The 23,670-nt window shown below is 67.2% G+C and carries 22 protein-coding genes; 7 read left to right on the top strand and 15 right to left on the bottom strand.

Annotated elements, in window-relative coordinates; all coding sequences use genetic code 11:
- Positions 1-4 precede the first annotated feature (4 nt).
- The 4 genes from ABD210_RS14950 to ABD210_RS14935 are packed head-to-tail and all read left to right on the top strand — an operon-like array spanning position 5 to position 5,445.
- A complete protein-coding gene (locus ABD210_RS14950; RefSeq protein WP_344111923.1) occupies positions 5-1,513 on the top strand; it encodes an SCO6880 family protein in 1,509 nt (502 codons plus the stop codon).
- Positions 1,510-3,249: an ATP/GTP-binding protein gene (locus ABD210_RS14945; protein ID WP_344111922.1), complete on the top strand. Its 1,740-nt coding sequence runs from the start codon at positions 1,510-1,512 to the stop codon at positions 3,247-3,249. Before ABD210_RS14950 ends, ABD210_RS14945 begins: the two co-directional genes overlap by 4 nt.
- Positions 3,249-5,081 carry a type IV secretory system conjugative DNA transfer family protein gene (locus tag ABD210_RS14940; RefSeq protein ID WP_344111919.1) on the top strand — a complete coding sequence of 611 codons (1,833 nt, stop codon included), beginning with the start codon at positions 3,249-3,251 and terminating at the stop codon, positions 5,079-5,081. Before ABD210_RS14945 ends, ABD210_RS14940 begins: the two co-directional genes overlap by 1 nt.
- The gene (locus ABD210_RS14935; RefSeq protein WP_344111918.1) at positions 5,071-5,445 is read left to right on the top strand and encodes a DUF4913 domain-containing protein; all 375 of its coding nucleotides are present in this window, start codon (positions 5,071-5,073) and stop codon (positions 5,443-5,445) included. The genes ABD210_RS14940 and ABD210_RS14935 overlap by 11 nt, the downstream gene beginning before the upstream one ends.
- 129 nt (positions 5,446-5,574) lie before the next feature.
- Here the strand turns inward: ABD210_RS14935 and ABD210_RS14930 are convergent, their stop codons facing one another.
- On the bottom strand, positions 5,575-6,879 hold the full coding sequence (locus tag ABD210_RS14930; protein WP_344111915.1) for an MATE family efflux transporter: 1,305 nt from the start codon (positions 6,877-6,879) through the stop codon (positions 5,575-5,577).
- A 276-nt stretch (positions 6,880-7,155) separates the two neighbouring features.
- Here ABD210_RS14930 and dnaB point away from each other — a divergent pair, with 276 nt between their 5' ends.
- Positions 7,156-9,999 carry a replicative DNA helicase gene (gene dnaB, locus ABD210_RS14925; protein WP_425552664.1) on the top strand — a complete coding sequence of 948 codons (2,844 nt, stop codon included), beginning with the start codon at positions 7,156-7,158 and terminating at the stop codon, positions 9,997-9,999.
- Positions 10,000-10,042: 43 nt separating this feature from the next.
- Here the strand turns inward: dnaB and ABD210_RS14920 are convergent, their stop codons facing one another.
- The 7 genes from ABD210_RS14920 to ABD210_RS14890 all read right to left on the bottom strand — a co-directional run bounded on the left by ABD210_RS14920 (position 10,043) and on the right by ABD210_RS14890 (position 15,989).
- Positions 10,043-10,630, bottom strand: a complete 588-nt coding sequence (locus ABD210_RS14920; protein ID WP_344111914.1) for a hypothetical protein — start codon at positions 10,628-10,630, stop codon at positions 10,043-10,045.
- An 87-nt stretch (positions 10,631-10,717) separates the two neighbouring features.
- Positions 10,718-10,891, bottom strand: coding sequence for a hypothetical protein (locus ABD210_RS14915; RefSeq protein WP_344111913.1), 174 nt, complete (start codon positions 10,889-10,891; stop codon positions 10,718-10,720).
- Positions 10,892-11,052: 161 nt separating this feature from the next.
- Positions 11,053-12,021, bottom strand: coding sequence for a magnesium transporter CorA family protein (locus ABD210_RS14910; RefSeq protein WP_344111912.1), 969 nt, complete (start codon positions 12,019-12,021; stop codon positions 11,053-11,055).
- Positions 12,022-12,024: 3 nt separating this feature from the next.
- Entirely contained in the window at positions 12,025-12,330 is a 306-nt protein-coding gene (locus ABD210_RS14905; RefSeq protein ID WP_344111910.1) for a hypothetical protein, read from the bottom strand.
- 1 nt (position 12,331) lies between these two features.
- Positions 12,332-13,570: a PrsW family glutamic-type intramembrane protease gene (locus ABD210_RS14900; RefSeq protein ID WP_344111909.1), complete on the bottom strand. Its 1,239-nt coding sequence runs from the start codon at positions 13,568-13,570 to the stop codon at positions 12,332-12,334.
- A gap of 237 nt (positions 13,571-13,807) precedes the next feature.
- A complete protein-coding gene (locus ABD210_RS14895; RefSeq protein WP_344111908.1) occupies positions 13,808-14,671 on the bottom strand; it encodes an NAD-dependent epimerase/dehydratase family protein in 864 nt (287 codons plus the stop codon).
- Positions 14,672-14,714: 43 nt separating this feature from the next.
- Positions 14,715-15,989: a TetR/AcrR family transcriptional regulator gene (locus ABD210_RS14890; protein WP_344111907.1), complete on the bottom strand. Its 1,275-nt coding sequence runs from the start codon at positions 15,987-15,989 to the stop codon at positions 14,715-14,717.
- A 100-nt stretch (positions 15,990-16,089) separates the two neighbouring features.
- Between ABD210_RS14890 and clpX the strand changes: the two genes are divergently transcribed.
- Complete coding sequence (gene clpX / locus ABD210_RS14885) at positions 16,090-17,352, top strand: ATP-dependent Clp protease ATP-binding subunit ClpX (RefSeq protein ID WP_425552663.1); 1,263 nt, start codon at positions 16,090-16,092, stop codon at positions 17,350-17,352.
- Here the strand turns inward: clpX and ABD210_RS14880 are convergent.
- From ABD210_RS14880 to ABD210_RS14860, 5 genes are all read right to left on the bottom strand, one after another.
- Positions 17,349-17,585: a GrpB family protein gene (locus ABD210_RS14880; RefSeq protein ID WP_344111904.1), complete on the bottom strand. Its 237-nt coding sequence runs from the start codon at positions 17,583-17,585 to the stop codon at positions 17,349-17,351. The two genes, clpX and ABD210_RS14880, sit on opposite strands and share 4 nt — an antisense overlap.
- A gap of 56 nt (positions 17,586-17,641) precedes the next feature.
- Positions 17,642-18,037: a RidA family protein gene (locus ABD210_RS14875; protein ID WP_344111903.1), complete on the bottom strand. Its 396-nt coding sequence runs from the start codon at positions 18,035-18,037 to the stop codon at positions 17,642-17,644.
- A gap of 92 nt (positions 18,038-18,129) precedes the next feature.
- Complete coding sequence (locus ABD210_RS14870) at positions 18,130-18,837, bottom strand: SDR family oxidoreductase (protein ID WP_344111902.1); 708 nt, start codon at positions 18,835-18,837, stop codon at positions 18,130-18,132.
- Between the two features lie 101 nt (positions 18,838-18,938).
- Positions 18,939-19,889: an alpha/beta hydrolase gene (locus ABD210_RS14865; RefSeq protein ID WP_344111901.1), complete on the bottom strand. Its 951-nt coding sequence runs from the start codon at positions 19,887-19,889 to the stop codon at positions 18,939-18,941.
- Positions 19,890-20,115: 226 nt separating this feature from the next.
- Complete coding sequence (locus tag ABD210_RS14860; protein ID WP_344111899.1) at positions 20,116-20,622, bottom strand: TetR/AcrR family transcriptional regulator; 507 nt, start codon at positions 20,620-20,622, stop codon at positions 20,116-20,118.
- Positions 20,623-20,964: 342 nt separating this feature from the next.
- Here ABD210_RS14860 and ABD210_RS14855 point away from each other — a divergent pair, with 342 nt between their 5' ends.
- The gene (locus tag ABD210_RS14855) at positions 20,965-21,795 is read left to right on the top strand and encodes a helix-turn-helix transcriptional regulator (RefSeq protein ID WP_344111898.1); all 831 of its coding nucleotides are present in this window, start codon (positions 20,965-20,967) and stop codon (positions 21,793-21,795) included.
- A 60-nt stretch (positions 21,796-21,855) separates the two neighbouring features.
- Here the strand turns inward: ABD210_RS14855 and ABD210_RS14850 are convergent, their stop codons facing one another.
- Together ABD210_RS14850 and ABD210_RS14845 are read right to left on the bottom strand one after the other, a co-directional pair.
- Positions 21,856-22,191 (bottom strand): phosphatase domain-containing protein, encoded by a 336-nt coding sequence (locus ABD210_RS14850; RefSeq protein ID WP_344111897.1) that lies wholly within the window; start codon positions 22,189-22,191, stop codon positions 21,856-21,858.
- Between the two features lie 237 nt (positions 22,192-22,428).
- The gene (locus tag ABD210_RS14845) at positions 22,429-23,508 is read right to left on the bottom strand and encodes an ABC transporter ATP-binding protein (protein WP_344111896.1); all 1,080 of its coding nucleotides are present in this window, start codon (positions 23,506-23,508) and stop codon (positions 22,429-22,431) included.
- Between the last annotated feature and the right edge of the window lie 162 nt (positions 23,509-23,670).

The raw sequence follows: 23,670 nt of genomic DNA, 5'->3' as shown, positions 1-23,670 counted from the left end.
CGCAGTGGCGGCGGCTGATCGCGCCGCGGCCGCCCCGAGGACCTACGGGAACTGGCGCAGACCGGCATCGGCAGGCATAGCCGGTCTCGGCGCTCTCGGCACCGGACTGATGCTGGGCGGCCTGGTCCTGATCCTGATCGCCACCATGACCGGCGGAGTCCTCGGCGCCGTGATCAGCGCCGGCGGGGTGGGCGGGTGCCTGCTGTTGATGGTCACCAAGGACAAGCACGGTCGGTCCGCGGTGCAACGGATCTCGAATCGTCTCGGCTGGGAGTGGGCGAAGATGGCTCGGCGCAACGACTATCGGTCAGGCCCACTCGGTCAGGCTCGGTGGGGCAGATTTCAGCTCCCTGGACTCGCGGCTGCCTCACAGCTGAGCGAGTTCCAGGATTCCTACGGGCGGCCCTTCGCGCTGCTGCACTATCCGAGCACCAGGCACTACACCGTCGTCATCAACGCCGAGCCCGACGGAGCCTCGCTGGTCGACGAGGAGCAGATCGACGTCTGGGTTGCGCGATGGGGCCAATGGCTTGCCTCGCTCGGTCATGAACCGGGCATCGTGGCTGCCTCGGTGACAGTGGAAAGCGCCCCGGATACAGGGATCCGGTTGCGCCGCGAGGTCGCTCGCAACCTCCGGCACGATGCGCCGCCGATCGCCCGGGCGATGCTGGCCGAGGTGGTCCAGACCTATCCGGAGGGTTCGGCTCTGCTGACCGCTCGCGTTGCGCTGACCTTCAAGGGCACCGATCGCGGCGGCAGGAAACGACCGGACACCGAGGTCGGTCGTGAGCTCGCGGCCCGGCTGCCTGCTCTGACCCAGTGCCTCAGTGCGACCGGCGCCGGCGCGGCCCGTCCTGTCACGGCGCAAGAGCTGTGCGAGGCGGTGCGGATCGCCTACGACCCGGCCGCCGCGGTGTTGATCGACGAAGCGCGGAGCCACGGCACCCCGCCCGAGCTCGAGTGGCCTGATGTCGGGCCGGCCGGCACCCGGACATTCTGGGACAGGTACAGGCATGACACGGCCTGGTCCGTGACCTGGCAGATGTCCCAGGCGCCGCGAGGCGAGGTCTACTCGTCCGTACTGGCGCAACTGATCGCGCCCCACCCTGACGTTGATCGCAAGCGCGTCACCTTGCTCTACCGACCGCTGGACGCGGCAACCGCGGCCCGGATCGTCGAGGCAGACAAGCGCAACGCTTCCTTCCGCGCAACCAGCTCGGCGCGTCCATCCGCGCGCTCCATGGCTGAGGCCCGGGCTGCCGACCGGACCGCGCAGGAGGAGGCTCGCGGCGCCGGCCTCGTCAACTTCGGCATGGTCGTCACCGGGACCGTCCTGACCGCGGAGAAGATCCCGGACATGATCGCGGCGATCGACAACCTCGCCGCAGGCGCCCGGGTCCTCCTGCGCCCCGCGTTCGGCTCCCAAGACTCGGCCTTCGCCGCAGGACTCCCACTGGGCATCGTCCTCTCCAGCCACCTCTCCGTCCCGTCCGCGATCCGGGAGGCCCTGTGACTAGTCGTGGCGGGGAGCCGCCGCGCGGTGGCAGCCGGCCGATGGCGCGTGGCTGGACCGGCCCAGGCGGTGGCTATTCGAGCTACCTCCAAGCACCGGACGAATGGCGCGGCACCACCGTCCAGGTGTGTGGCCTCTGGCCGTTCGCGGCAGGCACCGGCAGCCCCATGATCGGCGTACCGCTCGGCCGGAACATCCAATCCGGCTCCACCCTCTGCTGCGACCCCATCAACTGGTTCACCCGAGCCAAACTCATCTCCAACCCGTCGGCCTTTGTCCTCGGTCGCCCAGGCTCGGGGAAATCGACCGTGGTGCGTCGGATGGCGTTGGGGCTTGCTGGGTATGGCGTTCAGCCGTTGGTGCTGGGAGATCTGAAGCCCGACTACAAGGACCTCATCGAGGCGCTCGGCGGTCAGGTGATCGAGTTGGGCCGCGGACGCGGTCATCTGAATGTCCTCGACCCGGGCGAGTCACGGAAGGCCGCGCTGCGGTTGACCGGCAGTGCGCGGCAGGCGATCCAGGCCGACGCCCACGGTCGCCGCCAGACAATGGTCTCGGCGCTCATCTCGATCATGCGGTCGGCACCTCCGTCGGACCGCGAGGAGACGATCATCGACGAGGCCCTCAAGGTGCTCGACGAGCGCCACGAAGGCACGCCGGTACTGCGGGACCTCCTGCAGGTGATCCAGGAAGCGCCGGACCGGGTCCGGGACGTCGCCCTGGACCGCGGCAACCTCGAGCGCTATCGGCAACTCACCGAAGGCCTCGAAGCCTCGCTGATCGGTCTGGTCGGTGGTGGGCGGCTGGGCGAGATCTTCTCGGAGCAGACCGATCACCCGATGGCGATGGACCGGCCGGTCGTGTTCGACGTGTCCAACATCGACGACTCCGAGACGAACCTGCAGGCGGCCGTGCTGCTGGCCTGCTGGTCCTACGGCTTCGGTGCGGTCGCCGCCTCGCAGGCCCTCGCTGATGCGGGCCTGGAACCCCGGCGGCACTACTTCGTCATCCTCGATGAGCTCTGGCGTGTGCTCCGGGCCGGGCGCGGCCTGGTCGATCGGGTCGACGCGCTGACCCGGTTGAACCGGCAGCGGGGTGTCGGCATGGCGATGATCTCCCACACGATGTCCGACCTGCTCGCGCTGGAACATTCCGAGGACCGGATGAAGGCCAAGGGCTTCGTCGAACGGTCCGGCATGGTGATCTGCGGCGGCCTGCCGCGCGCGGAGATGGAGAACCTGACCGCGGTGGTGCCCCTGTCCGACGAGGAGCAGAACATGCTCATCGGCTGGCAGGACCCGCCCGCCTGGGACCCAGCCACCGGCGTGGAGGCAGCACCGCCTGGTCGGGGCAACTTCCTGGTCAAGGTCGGCGGCCGCCCGGGCATCCCGGTACATGTCGGATTGACCTCGGTCGAGCGCGAGGTCAACGACACCAACAAGCTCTGGAGAACCGGCGCCGACGGCCGGCCGTTGAAGCTGGAGATCGCCGACGACGGCAGTGAGGAGATCGTCGAGGAGTACACGCTCGACGCGCCGGCGACGCCGCTGCCCGACACGCTGATGCCGCCGTCTGACGCCTCGGCGATGCCGTCCGATGCCTCGGCGATGCCGTCCGATGCCTCGGCGCCGCCGCCGTCCGGCGACTTGGCGACGATGCCGCCCGAGGAGCTGGCGACGATGCCGCCGCCCGACTCGTCCACCCGCGTAGCTGCTAGGACGGGAGCTGAGGACTAGTGGCCCAGGGCAAGAGAAGTACAGGCCCCGGCGGTCTGTCCGCCGAATCGCTGTTGCTCTTCATCGGCATCGGCCTGTTCGCCGTCGTGGTCGGCGGCATCTGGACATCACTCAAACTCGCCGCCGCGACCGGCAACAGCCAACCGGTGAACGTCAATCCGATCGACGCCCTGACGGACCTGATCGATGGCACGCTCCGCTGGTCCGGTGCAGCGACGGGCGCGTTGATCCTGCAGTTGCTTGTGCTGGGTCTGCTTGCCGGCGTCGGCTTGTCCGTGGTCCGCCGACTGCGGAGCTCCGCGTCCAGAGTGGATAGGTCAGCCCAGCTGATGTCGAGCCGCCAGGACGTCCGCAAGCTGACCCGTGAGGGCGCCCGGCAGATCGCGGATCGCCTCGGTGTCGGTCACGCCGGCCCCGGCGTACTGATCGGGCGAACCGTCCGGGACAACGTCGAGCTGTTCGGTTCGTGGGAGGACCTGCACGTCGATATCTGGGGTCCACGGGCGGGCAAGACCACCGCCCGCGCAGTACCGGCGATTCTCGACGCGCCGGGTGCGGTGATCGCGACCTCGAACAAGCGAGATCTTGTGGATGCCACTCGTGATCCGCGATCGACTCGCGGCCCGGTCTGGGTGTTCGATCCACAGGAGGTCTGCGGCGAGGAACCGAGCTGGTGGTGGAACCCGCTCAGCTACGTGACCGACGAGGTGAAGGCACGGCAGTTGGCGGAGCACTTCGTCGCGGCGCAGCGTTCCGAGAACGCGCGCACGGACGCCTTCTTCGATGCCGCCGGCACCGATCTGCTGGCCGGTCTGCTGCTCGCGGCCGCGGTTGCGAAGCGCCCGGTCACGCAGGTCTACAGCTGGCTCGCCGACCAGCGGAACGACGAGCCGGAGCGCATCCTTCGGTCCGTTCCCGGGCTGCATCTGTCCGCCGACGCGCTCTCCGGCGTCATCAACGCGCCCGACAAGCAACGCGCCGGCGTGTACGGGACTGCCCAGCAGAGCGCGCAGTTCCTGCTGAACCGCAAGGTCACCCGATGGGTCGTCCCGCACGGCAACCGGCCGCAGTTCAACCCGCACGAGTTCGTCCGCGAAGGCGGCACGCTTTACAGCCTGTCCAAGGAAGGCGCCGGTACTGCGGGCCCGCTGGTCACTGCTCTGACGGTGGCCGTGGTCGAGGCCGCCCAGGACTACGCGAAGAGCTGTCCGGGCGGGCGGATGCCGAATCCGTTGCTGGGGGTGCTCGACGAGGCGGCGAACGTCTGCCGCTGGAAGGACCTTCCGGACCTCTACAGCCACCTCGGCTCCCGCGGCATCGTGCTGATGACGATCTTGCAGTCCTGGGCGCAGGGCGTGGAGTGCTGGGGCGAGCGGGGCATGGAGAAGCTCTGGTCAGCGGCGAACATCCGCGTGTACGGCGGTGGCGTGTCCGACGCGAACTTCCTCGAGCGGCTCAGCAAGCTGATCGGCGACTACGACATCCTGTCCAGCTCGGTCACCTACACCAAGGGCGAACGTGGGATCAGCAAGCAGACCCAGCGGCACCACATCATGGAAGTATCGGACCTCGCCTCGATGCCGCCCGGCCGGGCGGTCGTGTTCCCGTCCGGAATCCCAGCCACGATGGTGAGGACCGTGCCGTGGATGGGTCGCCCCGACGCTGATGTGGTGATGGCATCCCTCGCCCGGCACGATCCGGCGGCCGCCAGTTCTTCGGTTGCACCGCAGAGCGCATGGATCGCCGCCGGTCGTCCACAACCTGGGGTCTTGCAGGCCGCCGGGCCGGTGCCTGTCTGGGAGCAGAGCGAGGAGCAGCAGCGTGGATGGTGAACAGGAGCTCTTCTACCCCCACGTCGCCGCCTTCGTGGAGGACAAGCTCATCTACCTCTACAGCCGGCGCCTCGGTCAGCAGTTCGTCTGGTGCCCCGAGTGGTTCCGGCACGCCGAGGCGCTCAGCCGGCTCGACGCGATCTGGCGAGCCTGGGAAAACCTCCGCCTTGATCCCGCGACCGGCATCTCGGTCTGGTGGCGCGACCATGCGGACCCACAGATGTCGGCGCTGCTGGATCCGGACGGTCCGTTCGCGGCCTGCCGTGGGCACCACAGCGAATACCCGATCGCCCCGCTACCCGTGGAGCAACCGCCCGCCGGCCTCTTCTTCGACCAACGCCGGCCGAACCTGCGCGGAATCTGACTCCACCCAAGGAAGAGCCCGTACTGCGCACAGGCGTACGGGCACATTTGAGCCCGGACTCGCCGACCGCGAACCACCCAGTCCGGCGCTGACCTGCTCAGCGGCGACTGAGGTTCCCTGGGAGAGCGGCTAGCGGACGGCGCCGGTCACTAGCCAGGCGTCGCGGCGCTCCCTTAGCAGCAGCGTCAGCAGCCGCAGCAGCATGAACCCACCGAACGCCCACCACAGCGCGACCACCCCGCGGTCGAACCACAGCACGCTGAGCGCCAGCGGCACATAGAGGACGAGCGCGATCACGCCAGCCACGGCGAGGTAAGGCCCATCGCCTGCACCGATCAGGACGCCGTCCAGGACGAACACCACGCCGTTGATCGGCTGCCAGATCGCAGCAACCAGCAGTACTGCGCCGAGGGTGCTCCGCACCTCTTGGTCGGCCGTGAACCAGGGCACGTACAAGTCCCGCAGACCCCACAGTGCGAGTCCCCCCACGAAACCCGACGCCAGGCCCCACCACATCATCCGGCGGGTGATCACCCGCGTGCTGTCGACGTCACCCGCGCCCAGTGAGCGGCCGGTCAACGCCTGCGCGGCAATCGCGATCGCGTCCAGCGCGAGCGCGAGGAACGACCAGAGCGTGAAAGCGACCTGATGCGCGGCGAGTGACGTCGTACCGAGGGAAGTTGCGACGAACGTGGCCAGGACGATCGCCACCCTCAGCGTCAATGTGCGTACGACGAGGGGTATGCCCGCTTGTGCGGAGGCGAGGATGCCTGGGCGGTCCGGTCGGAGTTTGGCCCCGTCTCTTCGAGCTCCGCGAACTACCACTGCAACTAGCGCGACCCCGGCCGCTGTCTGGGCGATCGCGGTACCCAGCGCAGAGCCGGAGATGTTCAGGTCGAGCCCATAGACGAGCAGAAGGTTCAGCCCGATGTTGGCCAGGTTGGCGGAGATCGCTACGACCATGGGTGTCTTGGTGTCCTGCAGACCGCGCAGTACGCCGGTAGCGGCCAGCAGCAGGAGCATCGACGGGATGCCGAAGCAGGAGATCCGCAGGTAGGTCACCGCATAGTCCGCAACATCCGGCGACGGGTTAAACGCAGCTGTAGCCGCCGGAGCTAGCAGTAGACCAGCAATAGCCAGTACTACGCCCAGCAACAGCGCGAGCCAGAGTCCGTCGATGCCCTGCGCGAGTGCCCCCCGATGATCGCCCGCGCCGATCCGCCTGGCCACCGCCGAGGTGGTCCCATACGCCAGGAAGACGCAGATCCCCACCAGGGTCTGCAGGATCGTCCCAGCCACCCCGAGCGCGGCCAGCTGTGGAGTACCGAGATGGCCGACGATCGCCGAGTCCGCCAGCAGCATCAGCGGCTCGGAGACAAGCGCGAAGAATGCCGGGACGGCCAGCCTCAGGATCTCCCGGTCCTGGCTACTCACGCCGGCCGAGTCGGTAGCCGGTAGTACGGCCTGCCGGCGCGGCCCTTCGCCGGCGTTCTGGTAATGGGCATGGGCTTCATTGTGCCTGGCGGCCCCTGTGCACAGAGCACCGGACCTGTGGGTATCGAATCTTTTTCTTCTCCACAGTTGTGTGCAGACAAAACCGCAGGTCAAAGCAGGGTTGCGGAACTCTTTCCGTAGATATCCACAGGGATATACCCAACCTGTGCACACCTGTTCGCGGGGTTTCCCACAGCTCTTCCACAGGGGGTGTGGATGACCGGCTACCCGGGTTCGGAGCAACGGGCGTACGGTCGCGTGACTGACACCGTCCGCCCGCAGTCTCGGGGGCGAGTCCGCCTGCGGATGATGCCAGCGAAACTGTCGGCACTGCCGGTTACGATTCGATCAGGTGTTCGAGTGGTGATGGATCCGGGGCCGGCTGCGGGCAGAGTCCGGGGTGCGATTCGGGTGTGGGACGAGGAGGTCGGACGAGTGAGCGTTGCGGAGTTCCGCGGGGGACAGGACGGCGGCCACGAAGAGCGCCGTCCGGAGATGGGCTTCGACCGCACCCCACCCCAGGACCTTGCGGCCGAGCAGTGCGTGCTCGGCGCGATGATGCTCAGCAAGGACGCGATCGCCGACGTGATCGAGACGATTCGCGGCACGGATTTCTACCGTCCGGCCCACGAGATCGTCTTCGACGCGATCACCGATCTCTACGCCCGCGGTGAGCCGGCCGACGCGATCACCGTCGCGGCCGAGCTCACCAAGCGTGGCGAGATGGCCCGCATCGGTGGCGCGCCGTACGTTCACACCCTGGTCGCCTCCGTCCCGCTCGCGGCCAACGCCGGGTACTACGCGCACATCGTCCGGGAGAAGGCGATCCTGCGCCGCCTGGTCGAGGCCGGCACCAAGATCGTCCAGATCGGCTACGCCGGCGAGGGCGAGGTCGACGACGTGGTCGACCAGGCGCAGGCCGAGATCTATCAGGTCACCGAGAAGCGCACCACCGAGGACTATGCGCCGCTGAAGGACATCATGGAGGGCGCCCTCGACGAGATCGAGGCGATCGACTCCCGCGGCGACGCCATGGTCGGCGTCCCCACCGGCTTCACCGACCTCGACGAACTCACCAACGGCCTCCACCCCGGCCAGATGATCATCATCGCGGCGCGCCCGGCCATGGGAAAGGCGTTGGCCCTGGACACACCCCTGCCGACACCCACCGGCTGGACCACGATGGGCGAGGTCGCCGTCGGCGACGAGTTGATCGGTGCAGACGGCCGAGCCACCAAGGTCGTCGCCGCCACCGAGATCATGCACGACCGCCCCTGCTACGAACTGACCTTCTCCGACGGCACCAGCCTCACCGCCGACGCAGAGCATCAGTGGGTGACTGAGACCAGAGCATCGCGAAAATCGCGCTGGGCGGCGGAGAACAACTACAACCGGGCCCGCGACCAGCGCCATTTCGCCGCTGTGCGAACCACCGCCGAGATCGCAAGGACGCTTCATTGTGCCGGATCGGAGCAGCGGATCAACCACTCGATCCACAACGCTTCTCCGCTCGATCTGCCGGATCAGCCGCTGCCCTTGGCCCCCTATGCTCTGGGCGTCTGGCTGGGTGACGGACATTCGGCTTCGGCGCGGTTCACGTCGGCGGACCCTGAAGTGGCGATGTTCATCGAGGCCATCGGTCTGGTGGTTCGGAAGCAATCCGGTCTCAACTACTCGATCCAGTTCGCCAAGGAGGCCCGACCCGCGCGATCCTGCGTTGTCTGCGGTGTGACCTTCGTGCCGAGGTCGGCTGAGGTTCGCACCTGCGGTCAATCTTGCGGCGGCAAGGCGCGTTTCCTCTCGGCTCCGATGGCGGCCCCGACGTGCCCTGACTGCGGCGGCCTCTATGCCGGGGGGCTGCGGTGCCAGTCCTGCCATGAAGATCACGGCACCGTTCAGGCCGTTCTCCGCAAACTGGGAGTCCTCGGTGACAAGCACATCCCGGCCATCTACCTGAGGGCCTCCGAGCAGCAGCGACGGGATCTGCTGGCGGGTCTGATGGACACCGACGGGACGGTCAGCCCGACGGGCAGTTGCCAGATCACTTTGACCAATGAACGACTGGCACTAGATGTCTACGAGCTGATCGTCAGCCTTGGCTACAAATGCGGTCACCGGAAGCGCGCCGTCAACGGCAGGACGGCTGCCTCCTCGACTGGCCACGTCCTCACCTTCAGCACGGTCGATGACGTCTTCAAGCTGTCCCGCAAGATGATCGTGCACAAGGAGCGTCGCCCTGAGTCAACGATTCGCATCGGCAACCGTCTGGTCAAGCAAGCTCGACTGGTCGAGAGCGTTCCGATGCGCTGTGTCGAGGTCGACAACGACGATCATCTCTACCTTGCTGGTAAGGCGATGATCCCCACGCACAACTCGACGCTGGGGCTGGACTTTGCGCGGTCGGCTTCTATCAAGCATGGGCTGACGTCGGTGATCTTCTCGCTGGAGATGAGCCGGAACGAGATCACCATGCGGTTGCTGTCGGCCGAGGCGAAGGTGCCGCTGCACCACATGCGCAACGGCAAGATGACCGACGAGGACTGGGCCCGGCTGGCGCGCAAGATGGGCGAGGTGTCGGAGGCACCGCTGTTCATCGACGACTCCCCGAACCTCACCATGATGGAGATCCGGGCGAAGGCGCGCCGGCTCAAGCAGCGGCACGACCTGAAACTGATCGTGATCGACTACCTGCAGCTGATGACGTCGGGCAAGAAGGTCGAGTCCCGCCAGCTGGAAGTCTCCGAGTTCTCCCGCTCCATCAAACTGCTCGCCAAGGAACTCGAAGTCCCGGTCATCGCCATCTGCCAGCTCAACCGAGGCTCTGAACAACGCTCCGACAAACGCCCCATGGCCTCCGACCTCCGCGAATCCGGGAGCTTGGAGCAGGATGCCGACGTCGTCATCCTGCTTCACCGCGAGGATGCGTATGAGCGGGAGTCGACTCGGCCCGGCGAAGCGGACTTCATCGTTGCCAAGCACCGCAACGGACCGACTGCTGACGTGGTGGTCGCGTTCCAGGGTCACTACTCGCGCTTCGTGGACATGGCCCACGACTCCTGAGGCGTTGAGCTCGCAGTCCGGGTCAGTGCCCGTCCGTGAGTTTCTAGACGGTCAGGTGGAAGCCGGCTGCGAAGTTCAGGGTGACGGCGGACATCAGGTACATCAGCCACAGCCCGGTCACCACGCGGATCAGGCCGAGGATGGGTTCGAAGAGGTCGGCGCCGAGTGCGATGAAGAAGTCGGTGACATAGATCGCGGCCAAACCGATGAACAGCAGGCCGACCGGCCAGTCCCCGCCATGGAAGAAGACGGTCGCGCCGAGTGCGGACAAGACCGTGAAGGCGACCGACATGCCGACGTTCGGACGCGGGTCGTTTCCCCGGTAGCGGTTCCAGCCGAGTGCGAACCAATGGATGCCGTACGCCGAGAACGCGAGCGCCGCCATGTAGAGGATCTTGTCCGAGGCGAAGACCTGGAACCAGGTCAGGCCGACGAACAGGATCAGGCCGGTCACCAGCTGGCAGAAGCCTGGCATCCACAGGCCCCAGACGCCGAGCGAGCGGTCGACTCGTTCATCCCGCTCGGGAAAGCCGAACAGTTCCTGCGTTCCCCAGATCAGGTAGCCGACGCCCAGGCCGAAGAAGCCCAAGGCAAGCGGCGGAAACTGCGAAGCGGCGAAGGTGACACCCACCATGGCCTCCGGTGATCGGATGTTCGGTGGCGGCGGAACGAAGGGCGCGCTGGAAGGCGACCGTGAGCTGCCGAGCTGCCGAGCTGCTCAGCTTCGGGGGATGCTTGCCTCGCGGACGACGTCGAGGGCGCGAGTCAGGTCGTTGAGCCCGACGCGGCCATCGACAGAGGCCGTGCGCGCCCAGTACTCCAGGTCTGACGCGACCGCTGTGGCCGCCATGCGGCCGGCTTGCTCCGGGGTCAATTCGTCCTCAGCGTCCATGCGACTCATCCTTGGGGTGGCGGTTTCTGTTGGGGGTTCAACCAGCAGGGTTTTTGCCCATGAGTCCAGCGTCGCGCGATCCCGCGGCCACGGCATCACCGGTGGCGGCAGTCGTATCTCCGTGGTGACTGCAGTAACCGGATTCCTGCTAGCCGGTATCGCTAGAGCCAGTCTTTGCGCCTGAAGGCGATGTAAAGAGCCGTGGACAGCCCCACGATGAGGGCGGCCGAGGTGGCGAAGCCCGCTGCGGTGCCGAAGCCGGGGTAAGGAAGGTTCTGACCGTAGAAGCCGGTGATCGCCGTCGGTACGGCGATGATCGCCGCCCAGCCGGTCACCTTCTTGGTGATGACGTTGAGCCGATTCCCCTGGATCGCCAGGTTGGTTTCCAGGATGGTGGCGACCAGATCTCGCAAACTCTCGGTCCACTCGGTGACCCGCAGCACGTGGTCGTAGACGTCCTGGTAGTAGGGGGTCAGCTCCTCGGTGACCAGCCCTACATCGCGTCTCATCATCGTATTGACGACCTCGCGCATCGGCAGCACGACTCGACGCAGTTCGACCAGGCTCTTGCGCAACTCGAAGCTACGACGCTGGACCTCGACGTCGTGTGGCCGGTCATCGAACAGCAGCTCATCAAGCCCCTCGATCTCGTCGTCGAGGGACTGCACGGTGTCGAAGTGACCGTCGACGATGAGATCCAGTAGACCGTGGACGAGTGCGCCGACGCCGTGCTTGGTCAGGTCCGCGTTCTCGTCCCACCGCGACAGGAGTTCGTCGATCGGGAAGTCGTCGTTCCTGACTGTTACCAGGGCCGCGGGGGTGATGAAGGCGGCGATCTCGCTGGTGCTCAGCTGTCCGGAGGCTACATCGAGATGCACCGCGTAGGCCGTGAGGAAGTGATGGCCGAGGTAGCGGTCCAGCTTCGGCCGCTGCCGGCCGCCGGTGGCGGCCTCGACCGCCAGCGAATGCAGCCCCAGCTCGTCGGCCACGAGCTGAAGCCCCTCCAAGTCACGGGCGTAAAGGTCGACCCAGACCGCTGCGGAGTCTTCTGCCACGTGTTCGGAGACGTCGTGCAGCGGGAAATCCTCTTCGGTGAGGACTCCGTTGCGATAACAGCGGGTGCGCGGCATCCGTCAGTCGTTGACGGTACGTCTCGACGGCCGTGCGTCTTCCAGCCCACGTCGCTTCGGCTGCGTGCCGGCGCGGAGTACGAGCAGGCTGAGGCAGGCGAAGAAGGCGTACAACACGAATGGAAGGCTGCGGCGCAGGTTCGGGCTGCCGTTCACAGCCTGCGCTACCAAGCCGGACCCGACTGCGGAGATGGCGAGGAACGCGCCGGCCAGCACGATCAGGCGAAGGCGTCTGACCCGGTTCGCAAGGCGGCCGGCAGACGGGAAGGCGGCGAACCGGCGTGGCGGCCAATGGTGGATGAGAGCCATGTCAGAGTTCCTTCTGCGGTCGGGTGCCGTCAGCGATGAGGCCGGGTGGAGTGGGCAGTGCGGATCTCGTGGTTGCCGCCTCACGGCGACGGATCGCCTGCCTGGCCACGAAGAGGGCACTCAGGCCCAACAAGATGACGACCGTCAGTCCGACGTCGTAGGCGACGTGATACGCCAGCGTGCTGCCGGGAACAGGCAAGTCGCCCTGAGCCAGGCCGCTCCATAGTTGGGAAAGGGAACCGGTCCGGAGGGCGTGGGGAAGGTTCAACACGGTCAGGACGATGCCGTTGATGCCATCGAAAGCCGCGTGCAGCATCGCGACGAGAAGAAATGCGGCAACGGCAACGAGCCGCGCCGATCGGCGGCGGGGAGCGGCGGGCGCCTCGGCCCGGAGGAGGGTCAGGTCTGGCGAGGAGGTGGGGACTGCTCCGCGTCTGCGCGAGCGGCGCACGGCCACCCAACCGGACGGGTAGGCGGCGAACCAGGCAGCCGCCGCTACCGCAGTCCATACGCCGTGGCCGAACGGGGCGAGGACCGCTCGCAGCACCTCTGTGTCGACCAGCGAGGCCAACGAGAGTCCCTGCGGCGTGAGCATGGCGTTGAAGGCGTAACCAGCTGACTCGAGTGCCGCGAAGCCGAACCCCACCGATGCGCCGAGCACAAGACCGCCACGGACTGTCCGGCCGGTTAGCATCCGGGCGCACCACAAGAGGGCAGCCAGCTTGGCGGCCTCCTCGATCAGCCCGACCTCGTAGTACATCCCGAGGTTCTGATGGACGACCAATTGTTCCAGGGCGGCGGCGGCAAGCAGGCCCCCGAGGCCGCCCACCGTTGCGGCGCGCACGACCATCGTCGTGCTGACCTGAGGCACGCCGCCGGCGAACCGGTGTTCCCAGGCAACAATCAAGCAGGTGACCGGCACCAGGAAACTGCCGATCAGAATGACCGCCGGCACGAGGGTCAGATCGCGGGTGAGCTGGGTGACCAGCACCGCCGCACCCCACATCATCAGGCCGATCCGAAACACCCGCGGCCAGAGGAAACGCGGGTTCACCAAGCGGTTCAGTCCGCGCCGGAGGATTTGCCGCCCGGTCAGCGCGGTCAGACGCACCGAGGGCGGCTGGGTGACAACCGCTGCGACCATCGGCGATACCGCCATCGCCGATCTGCCGGATGCTGCCCAGGCGACCTGCCGTCGGGACTCTTGTTCATCCCTGGCGTGGCGGGCTTCCGGCTCCATGTGTTCCACGATCGGCGAACGGCCCGACCTGCGTCTTCACGGCCAGCGGCCAACTCCACTACCTGCTAGCAGGCCTCCGGGCCTGCGGCTGCAGCCCTCGACGAGCCCGGGGCTCTGGGCCGCAGGAGGCTACGAAGCCGAACCAGTCGAGCCGGCTTCTCTGGCTCGGCGCGGCCTCGCTCGCGGTCGGCGTACTGACCCGCGGCCGGGACTGATCACCGCCTGATCACGGCCTGGTCACCGCCTGACAACCGCCCCGGACGAACGGAGATCGACTGCCGGTCGACCGAGCGTCCGGGTCAGCTCGGCGAGGTCGTACAGCGAGGTGGGGCCGCCTTCCTCGTACGCCGAGAGGTCGAGCGCCTCGCCGCGATCACCCAGGGTCGCGGCGAGCGCGTCGCGCACCGCGAGCGGACTCGGCATCCACTCGGAGACGGCGTTGAGCTGGCGGAACCCCGGGCTGAGGTCGAGCGCGCGTTCGACCAGCCCGAGGACGTCCCGTACGTCGATGGTCGCCAGGCTGCAGAACGGTAGGTCGATCCGGCTGAGTCGATCGGCGTCGACGGGTGGCGTGTCCTCCGGTACCACGACCCCGAGCCGGAGGACGGTCATCGCCAGGTCGGGGTGAATGCGCTGGAAGTACGCGCAGACCTCTTCCATCAGTGCCTTCGACAGGCCGTAGGCATCGCGAGCGTCGCACGGGTGGTCGGCTGGGATCGGCAGTTGCCTAGGGAGGAACTCGGGCGAGAGGCAGCCCGCCGCGGCGATCGAGCTCGCCACCACGAACCGGCGCACCCCACGGTCGACGAGATACCGCAGCAGCCGTCGCGTCCCGATCACGTTCACCGCCAGCCCGGCCTCCTCGCTCGTCCCACCGGTCTCTGCAGCGAGGTGAACCACCGCGTCGATCTCGTATGCGTCCAGCTGCGCGAGATCCTCGTCCGACGTGAAATCACCGAGCACCGTCGCGCCAGGCTGCCCGGCCGCAGCGGCAACAGGTGGCCGGCGGGAGAGGGTGACGATGCGATGCGTGGGCGACAGGTGCTGGGTCAGCCGCGAACCGACGAACCCGGATGCACCAGTGATGAGGATAGTGGCCATGTCACCCGAGCCTACGGATCAGGACGAGGAAATATCGGCCGTCTCAAACGAGGCGGCCGATGGTCGCGGGCGTCCTGACCTCGGCGAGCGCGGCGGCATGAGCGGCACCGAATCCCTCCGAGCGGGCGGCGATCCGGCCGCCTGACACTCGGATCGCGTACTCGAGGTCGTTGCCGACCACCTGGGCACCAGCAGCCGTGGCGAATTCGCCGGACTCGTCGTGCACGAGCTGCAGCTCAGGGAGCGCCGACGACGGAAAAGCTTGCCTTAGGCAACCAGACAGTTCCGCAACGGTCAGCCGCGCCAAGGGTCCGAGCTCCGCGGGCCGCGAAGAGACGAGCGCGACAGTCACCGCGGTGCCCGGCGACACAGCTCGTACTGCGTCCTCGGCTGCGGCTAGGCGGTTCAGTCCCAGTACGACGAAGAGGCCATCCGGCCCGAGTCGAGCCGGTGTGTTGCGGAGGGCGTCGACGACCGGAGGTGGAGCCCACGCCTCGTTGTCCGGTCGGATGGCGGGCAGGGTCGGAGGTCGCTGCCAGTGGTCGTCCAACTCGAGACTCGCCAGTTGAGCGCAGGCCTTCGCGACGGTGATGGGCTGCACGAATCCCGGCGCGGCGGCGGTCAACTGCCCCGCACCCTGCAGAGTGCTCAAGACGACCTCCGCCAGGCCGACGAGCCGACCCCCTTCCACCCGGGTCGGCCTAACCGGACTCGAACCAGCCGAGCCGACCCCGCCCGAGCTGACCCCGCCCGAGCTGACCCCGCCCGAGCTGACCCCGCTCCAACGGCTGTGAGCCGGATCGGCCTGGCGCTCGCGATTCTCGGGCTGGAGGCGCTCGAGCGTCAGCCCGAGGAGGATCGCGTTGAGTTTCATCAACTGGGCGTACTGCCAGCGCGTGTCGTCGTCAGCAAGAACCTCCGTCGCGAGCTCCGCTCCGAGCCGATATCCCCCCTGCGTGGGAGTCGCGAGCTCCGCTCCGAGCCGATATCCCCCCTGCGTGGGATCAGTGTCATCGCCGGAATCGACGAGCCGCCCGAGCCAGACGTCCGCGAACGCAGCAAGTGCTTCCGCGCGACTCACTCCCGGCTCGACGGCCGCGGTGCGAGGGTGCTCGGCGAGGTCGGCCAGTACGGACAGATAAAGGGCGCGCTTGCCGGCGAAGTTCGAGTAGATCGCGCCCCTGGTCAGGTCGGCGCGATCCGCGATGTTGTCGATCTTGGCATCGCGGTAGCCGCGCTCGGCGAACTCGGCCCGCGCGGCGGCGAGAACCTTCGCCCGGGTTTGCCCCTGCGCCTCGGCCCGGGTCAGTCGGCTCATCCGTCTCCCTCGATCACCAACTCAAGATACCTTGACCATCCAGATGTTGTTACCATCTGGATGTCATCATCATCACCTGAGGAGAACGGCGGTAGAGACCGTGGCCGACGGCCTGCTGAAGTGCACGTTCTGCGGCAAGGATCAGCAGCAGGTCAACAAATTGATCGCCGGCCCCACCCCTTTGTGCATCTGCGACGGCTGCGTCAGCCTCTGCAACGAACTCATCGCCGAGGAGGACCTGGGTGATGAGTTCGAGGAGAACGGCCCGAAGAAATTGCCGAAGCCGCGGCAGATCCATGAGTTCCTCGACCAGTACGTGATCGGTCAGCCGCACGCGAAGAAGGCGCTCGCCGTCGCGGTCTACAACCACTACAAGCGAATCCACCAGGACCCTGCCCAGTTCAAGAGGCCCGGCTCCGACGAGCCGGTCGAGATCGGCAAGTCGAACATCCTGCTGATCGGGCCGACCGGCTGTGGCAAGACGCACCTTGCGCAGACCCTGGCCCGGATGCTCGAAGTGCCGTTCGCGATCGCCGACGCGACCGCGCTCACCGAGGCCGGTTATGTCGGTGAGGACGTCGAGAACATCCTTTTGAAGCTGATCCAGGCCGCAGATTACGACCTGAAGAAGGCCGAGAGGGGCATCATCTACATCGACGAGGTCGACAAGATCGCCCGCAAGAGCGAGAACCCGTCGATCACCCGCGACGTGTCCGGCGAGGGCGTGCAGCAAGCGCTGCTGAAGATCCTCGAAGGCACGGTTGCGTCGGTCCCACCCCAAGGCGGCCGCAAGCACCCCCAGCAGGAGTTCCTCCAGTTCGACACCTCGCGGGTGCTGTTCATCCTCAGCGGCGCGTTCGCCGGTCTGGAGCAGATCGTCGAGCAGCGCACCCGACCGACGAGTATCGGATTCGGCGCAACAACCGCAAGGAGGACGAACGCCGAGGTGTTGCCGCAGGACCTCCTGAAGTTCGGCCTGATCCCCGAGTTCGTCGGCCGGCTACCGGTCCTCACCACGGTGGCGTCGCTGGATCTGGAGGCGCTGACCAGGATCCTCACAGAGCCGCGAAACGCGCTGCTGAAGCAGTACCGCAGGCTCTTCGAGCTGGACGGCGTCGAGCTGGAGTTCACCGCGCAGGCCATCGAGGCGATCGCCGAACTGGCCTTGCTGCGCCGCACCGGAGCTCGCTCACTGCGGGCGATCCTCGAGGAGGTCCTGCTTCCCGTGATGTACGAGGTGCCGAGCCGCGACGACATCGCCCGCATCGTGATCGACCGCGACACCGTCCTCGGCAACGTCAACCCGACCCTCATCCCACGCGACCAGCCCCGCAAACGCGAACCCCGAGACCGCTCCGCCTAGGCATCTCGCCGGCGAGGGCGGACGGGAAACTGCTCGGCCGTCGGTACGACCACCTCTATGTCGATCGGCCTGGCGACAAGACCGGGCACGGCAGTCTTGCCGACGTGCTCGATGTGATGTGGCAAGTCGCCCAGGTCCGGCTCGAGCCGCGCACGGATCCGTTCGAACCACGCCGGCCACAAGACGTCGTACTGGAGCACCCCAGCAGCGACGCTCAGAGCCCCGGGGCTCACAGGTCTGTCGCTCACAGGTCTGTTGCGCACAGGTCCGGCACCCGTAGGTTCGCTGCTCACAGGGCGGCCGTGACGTCGACCTCGACCAGCTGGCCGGGGAAGCCGAGTTGGGCGACGCCGAGCAGCGTGCTGGCGGTGTTGAACGCGGGTGTGAGCGGGGAGTCGTTCAGCTGGGCCCAGACCGCGCTGAGATCTTCCCGCGCCGAGCTGACCACATAGATGACAGTCCGTACTACGTCCTCCGGCCGGGCGCCGGCCGATTCGAGCGCGGTCAGAATGTTCTGGATGACCTGGTCGGTCTGGCCCGCGAGCCCGCCTTCCGCGAGGTCGCCCGACTCCCGCAGCGGGCACTGCCCGGCGAGGAACACGAGTCGGTCCGCCTCGACCTTGGTCACGTGGTGATACCCGGGTGTCGCATGCAGCCCGGGCGGGTTCGTACACTCGATCGCCATGCCCCGAGGCAACGGCACCGGCGACCCGGCGTCAACTGGATATTTCGTTGCTCCACAGCGGGAACATCCTGCGCTTGCCGCCACCAACGCGGTCACCCCTGCGCCGTCGGTCGGATGACGAGCTCGTTGACGTCGACCTCTGCGGGCTGGTCTATCGCGTAGTTGATCGCGTCGGCGATGGCCGTGGCCGGAATCGCAATGTCCATCTGGCCCCGGACTGCCGAGCGGACGTCTGTGTCGTTGATGCCGTCAGTCAGCTCGCTTCGGGTCAGGCCAGGACTGACCACGGTCACCCGGATGTCCCGGCTCTCCTGCCGGAGACCTTCGGAGAGCGCTCGTACGGCGAACTTGGTCGCGCTGTAAACCGCCGCGGTGGGATCGACGCGAAGCCCGGACACCGAGGAGATGTTGACGATGTGCCCGCTGCGCTGATCGCGCATGATCGGGAGCACGGCCGCGATGCCGTGCAGGACACCGCGGAGATTGACGTCGATCATCTGGTTCCATTCGTCGACGCGCAACGCCTCGACCATCGACAGCGGCATCACGCCCGCGTTGTTCACCAGTACGTCGATCCGCCCGTGCTGGTCGTGTGCCGCAGCCACGAACTCCTGCATGCTCTCGAGGCTGGTCACGTCCAGTTCGCGATGCCCCGAGCCGATTTCCTTGCCGATCGCAACGAGGCGGTCGATCCGCCGTGCGCCGAGGAAGACCTGATGACCCGCGGCGGCCAATCGTCTGGCGGTGGCCTCGCCGATTCCACTGCTCGCGCCGGTGACCAGGACAACTTTGCTGTTCATGCCGTCGAGCATGGTGCCGCGGCTGCAGCTGAGGCAGGCCGGATCTTCCTGGGTGCGGCACAGCTAGGGTGTGAATTCCCGAATCACCGAGCGTCGGTTGATCATGCCGGCCGCGGAGGTGTCGAGCCTGCGGTGGCGGGGTCGTCGGTTGATGAACGCTCGAGGAGATGCCGGCGGAGGAAGGACAGTTCGGCTTCGACAGCTTGCTCGTGACCACCAAGGAACGGCTCGTAGTGACCGCCGGGCATGCGTACCAGCTCCGCCTGCGGTGCACGGCCCGCAGCGGCGACAGCGGGCGCGGCCAATGCGGACTGGTCCTGATCGCAGACCAGCACCAATAGCGGGCACTGCACCTGAGCTGCGTAGCGACCAGGCTTGTAGGAGGTTGCCGCTGGCACCGATCGAGCCGCGACTGCCTGCTTCCAGTCCGGGTACTTGTTGCCGGGATTGAGGGCCTCATCACCCCTGAGCGAGTCCGGGGTGGTCAGCAGCGCGACCGTCCCCGGCTTGCCGACGAGTGGTACCAGCAGGGGATCGCGCCCTAGCAGGCCGCCAAGCGCGTCGAGGATTATCCGGCCGGTGAGCCGCAGCATCGCGAGCGGCTTCTGGTAGCGCGCCGCGTTCCGGGTTGCCGCCGGGCCGTCGGCATTCGGCGTCTGCGCGATCGCCGCGGCGAGTCGTGGGTTACGTGCCGCGACCTCGAAGACATAGCCGCCGGAGAGGGAGAAGGCCCAGACAGCAAGCTTGTTCGGGTCGACGCCGGGCAGCGTCGCGGCGTACTCGACAGCGGCCTCCAGGTCGGCAACCTGATCCCGGATGCGCGCGACCTGGCGGGGTCGGCCGCCGCTCTCACCCAGCCGGCGATAGTCGAACGCGAGGACCGTGAACCCGGCCTCGTTGAACCGCCGCGCGAACAGTTCAGTGCCCGGCTCCTTCGTCACCCCGAACCCGCCGGTCATCACCACGCACCCGCCGTTCGTCCCCGGATAGTGCCACCCCACGCACTCAACGTCCCCGCTGGCGAACCGCACCTTCCCGCGCTGCACAGCCATACCCCACCAACCTCACCTAGTGTCAGCAGACACCAAAAGTGAACCACGCGGTTCGCAATCTGTCCACGGCCCCCTCGCGTGCCACCGCGGCACTCGAGGGGTGCTGTCGGCCCGACCCGATGCCGGGTTCTTCGACCGATAGCGGCTTCATTTGGCGCCAGTCGACGAAAAGGGCGACAGCTATCACCCACAGCTCGGCCGAGGGCCGCTGAGGTGTGGGTTGTGGTCAGGAGAGGGCGGACTCTTCTCGGTCCAGGGCTCGGGTCAGTGCTTTGAAGCCGGCTTCGATCCCGGCGGCGTCGCCGCTGGTGCGCCATTCGATCAGGAAGCCGCGGAGGGTGCCGAGGATCAGCTCTGCGACCTCGAACTTGCGCTCGACGGACCAGTGCTCCGGGCAGGCCGCCAGCAGGGTCGGCAGGTACTGCTTCGACGCCTCTCGCGCCAGATCCGCGTAGTGAGCGGGGTCGTACATCGCCAGACCAATCGCCTGATCGAGCACCCAGGACTCCGGACCGACAAGAACCGGCCAGACCGCGCGCGCCCAGTCGCCCAGCGGTCGGCGATCCGCTCCTGGGGTCGACGCTGTCGCCGCGGCCAGGGCGTTCCAGATCCGTCGCTCGCGCAACCGGAGTACGGCCCGCGTGAGGAGATCCTCAACTCCGTCGAAGTGGTAGAGCAGCACCTTGTGCGTAGTACCGGCCGCCCGCGCCGCACGACGGAGTGAGAAGTCCACCAGCCCGTTGACGCCGAGATCGTCAGAGACCCGCTCGAGGAGTTCCTGCCGCCTGGCCTCACCACGTGCCGACCCCGCCGACCGCCGGTAGCCGGCCCGCTCCGATGGACCGGCCTGATCCGATGGACCGGGCTGATCCGATGGACAGGGCTGATCCGATGAAGCAGCCGACTCCGGCTGAACCTGCTGCCCCGGCGAGCCCTGCTGCTCCACCGTGCCCGGCCGCGCTGATGAGTCCGTCGGTCGTTCGTAGGCCGTTGGTTTTGATGAGTTCTGCTCTGCCGCCCCGTCCACTGCGCCAGTATCCACGGCCGCCACCCGGTCCGTACTACGCTCAGGTGGGTGAGCGAGTTGGGCGAGTTCCTCCGGGCCAGGCGTTCGCAGGTGAGTCCGCGGGATGTTGGCATGCCCTTGTCGGGTGGTCGCCGCGTCGCGGGGCTGCGCCGGGAAGAGGTCGCCGTCCTTGCCGGGGTGAGCGCCGACTACTACACCCGGCTCGAGCAGGGGCGTGAGCGAAACCCGTCCGGCCAGGTCATCGACGCGATCGCCAGAGCTCTGCTGCTGACTTCCGACGCCCGGTTGCACGCCTACCGATTGGCCGGGCTGCTCCCGAAGCCGGAGACTTCGAGGCAGTACGAGGTGGACCCCGGGTTGCTGGAACTGATGGACGCGTTCCCGACAGCCGTTGCCTACATCATCAACCGGCGACTCGAGGTCCTCGCCTCGAATGCGCTCGCCGATGCGCTCCTCGCCTCGCTGGCGGATCCGCAGAACATGGTCCGCACGCTCTTCCACGATCCGGCCGCCCGGGAGCTCTTCGCGGACTGGGAGAACATCGCGCGCGATTCAGTGGAAGCTTTGCGGCTGGCGAGCGGGGAAGACCCCGATGTCGCCCTGCTCGTCGACGAACTCAATGCCGGCAGCAACGAATTCGCCGTGCTCTGGAAACATCACGGTGTCAGCAGCCTGGGCAGCAAGGTCAAGACGTTCAACCACCCGGATGTCGGCCGGATCACGCTCACCTACCAGACCTTCGACGTCCAGAACGCACCCGGCCAGTTCCTCCTGGTGGGAACAACCACCCCTGGGAGCAAGGACGCGGAATCCCTTGCTCTCTTAGGTTCCCTGTACGCCGAGGCGCCCGGCGGCGGCACTCCCAGCGCGCACAGCTGACCGCGACCTGCCGGCACTGTGAGGGTATGCCCCGAGTCCGGGGGTGAGCGCAGTACGGGTTCAGGTGAAGTGGCGGACGTACCTTCTTTGCCAAGGCGTTTCGACGGCGTGGTGGTCGTAGTGGTGGCGTACGAAAGCGACTGCCTCCGCAGCGGGAACCCCGTCGAGGACGGAGATGCAGGCGAGGGCTGTGCCGGTCCGACCGCGTCCTCCGCCGCAGGCGAGTTCGACTCGGTCGACGTCCGCTCGTGTCAGCGCCTCCGCGAGCACCGTTCGGGCCTCGCTGCCGTCGCTGGGCAGCCGGAAGTCGGGCCACTTGAGCCACCGGCACTCCCAAGACATGGCGGGCGGCGGCTTGCCCAGGAGGTAGACGCCGTAGGTGGGCTCCAGACCCACGGGCTCCGGCTGCCTGAGTCCGCGGCCGCGAATCAGCCGTCCGGAAGGAAGCCTGAGTACACCCGGCCCAGCCGGATCCCACCCCGCGGTCATCCAGCCACCGTAGTCCAGCCCCATCCGGCGCGAGAACTGCTTTGCCCCGGAGTCACCTTGGCCCCGGAACGGAAGACCGTCCCGGGGCCGGGTGCGCAGTACGCGTCGAGCCTGGAAGCCGTACTGCGGGCTGCGTGCGAGGTGTCAGGCGGTGAGGCGCGCCTCGGTGGACTTGGAGAAGAGGTGGAGCTTGTCGGCCTGCGGTGCGAGGTGGACGATGGCGCCCTTCTCGCTGTGCATCCGGGTGCCGATCCGGGCGATGATCTGCTGGTTCAGGCTGGTGTGTTCGGCGGTGCCGTAGAGGTAGGCGTCGGAGCCGAGTTCCTCGATCACGGCGACCTTCACCGGCAGACCTTCGTCGGCGAGGTGGAACGCCTCCGGCCGGATCCCCAGCATCAGCGTCTTGTCGTCACCGGCCTTGGCCAGCAGGGCGCGCTCGATCGGTACCACGTAGTCGCCGATCCGGGCGCCTCCCTCGGTGATCTCGGCCTCGATCAGGTTCATCGCGGGCGAGCCGATGAAGCCGGCCACGAAGAGGTTCTTCGGGGCGTCGTAGAGGTTCAGCGGGGTGTCGACCTGCTGGAGCAGGCCGTCCTTCAACACGGCGACCCGGTCGCCCATCGTCATGGCTTCGATCTGGTCATGCGTGACATAGACCGTGGTGACGCCCAGTCGGTGCTGGAGCTCGGCGATCTGAGTCCGGGTCTGGACCCGGAGCTTGGCGTCGAGGTTCGACAGCGGCTCGTCCATCAGGAAGACCTGCGGGTCGCGGACGATCGCGCGGCCCATCGCGACGCGCTGCCGTTGACCACCGGACAGAGCCTTCGGCTTGCGGTCGAGGTACTCCTCGAGACTGAGCAGCTTGGCGGCTTCCTGGACGCGCTTGGCGCGCTCCTCCTTGTGGATGCCCTGCATCTTGAGGGCGAAGCCCATGTTGTCGGCCACGGTCATATGCGGGTAGAGCGCGTAGTTCTGGAACACCATCGCGATGTCCCGCTCCTTCGGGGGCCGGAACGTGACGTCGCGGTCGCCGATGTAGATGGATCCCTCGTTGACCTCTTCCAGGCCCGCGAGCATCCGCAGAGCTGTGGACTTTCCTGAACCCGACGGGCCGACCAGGACCATGAACTCGCCGTCGGCGATGTCCAGCTCCAGCTTGTCGACGGCCGGGGCCTCGGTACCGGGGTAGACCCGGGTTGCTCCCTTGAACGAGACAGTTGCCATGTCGCGCTTCCTTTCCTTCGCCGGCAGGAACGTGCCGGACGATCCGTAGCAAAGGCGCCCCAGGAACGGGTGTCTGAAGGAATCCTCGATCCCCTTTGATGATGTATCAACAAAGATCGCCGGCCCGGCATTCCCTCCCATTGACAAGTGAGATTTTTATAT

The sequence above is a fragment of the Kribbella alba genome (assembly GCF_039529635.1).
GTDB lineage: Bacteria > Actinomycetota > Actinomycetes > Propionibacteriales > Kribbellaceae > Kribbella > Kribbella alba.
Note: the sequence above shows the minus strand (reverse complement) of the source record. Positions and strands in the feature narration are given on the sequence as shown.

Bases quoted from the DNA above. Each gene is read 5' to 3' on its own strand.
- ABD210_RS14910 (WP_344111912.1), bottom strand. From the start codon at position 12,021: ATGCCGCGCACCCGCTGTTATCGCAACGGAGTCCTCACCGAAGAGGAT.
- ABD210_RS14890 (WP_344111907.1), bottom strand. From the start codon at position 15,989: ATGAGCCGACTGACCCGGGCCGAGGCGCAGGGGCAAACCCGGGCGAAG.
- ABD210_RS14875 (WP_344111903.1), bottom strand. From the start codon at position 18,037: ATGGCGATCGAGTGTACGAACCCGCCCGGGCTGCATGCGACACCCGGG.
- dnaB (WP_425552664.1), top strand. From the start codon at position 7,156: ATGACCGGCTACCCGGGTTCGGAGCAACGGGCGTACGGTCGCGTGACT.
- ABD210_RS14900 (WP_344111909.1), bottom strand. From the start codon at position 13,570: ATGGAGCCGGAAGCCCGCCACGCCAGGGATGAACAAGAGTCCCGACGG.
- ABD210_RS14905 (WP_344111910.1), bottom strand. From the start codon at position 12,330: ATGGCTCTCATCCACCATTGGCCGCCACGCCGGTTCGCCGCCTTCCCG.
- ABD210_RS14870 (WP_344111902.1), bottom strand. From the start codon at position 18,837: ATGAACAGCAAAGTTGTCCTGGTCACCGGCGCGAGCAGTGGAATCGGC.
- ABD210_RS14915 (WP_344111913.1), bottom strand. From the start codon at position 10,891: ATGGACGCTGAGGACGAATTGACCCCGGAGCAAGCCGGCCGCATGGCG.
- ABD210_RS14865 (WP_344111901.1), bottom strand. From the start codon at position 19,889: ATGGCTGTGCAGCGCGGGAAGGTGCGGTTCGCCAGCGGGGACGTTGAG.
- ABD210_RS14895 (WP_344111908.1), bottom strand. From the start codon at position 14,671: ATGGCCACTATCCTCATCACTGGTGCATCCGGGTTCGTCGGTTCGCGG.
- ABD210_RS14845 (WP_344111896.1), bottom strand. From the start codon at position 23,508: ATGGCAACTGTCTCGTTCAAGGGAGCAACCCGGGTCTACCCCGGTACC.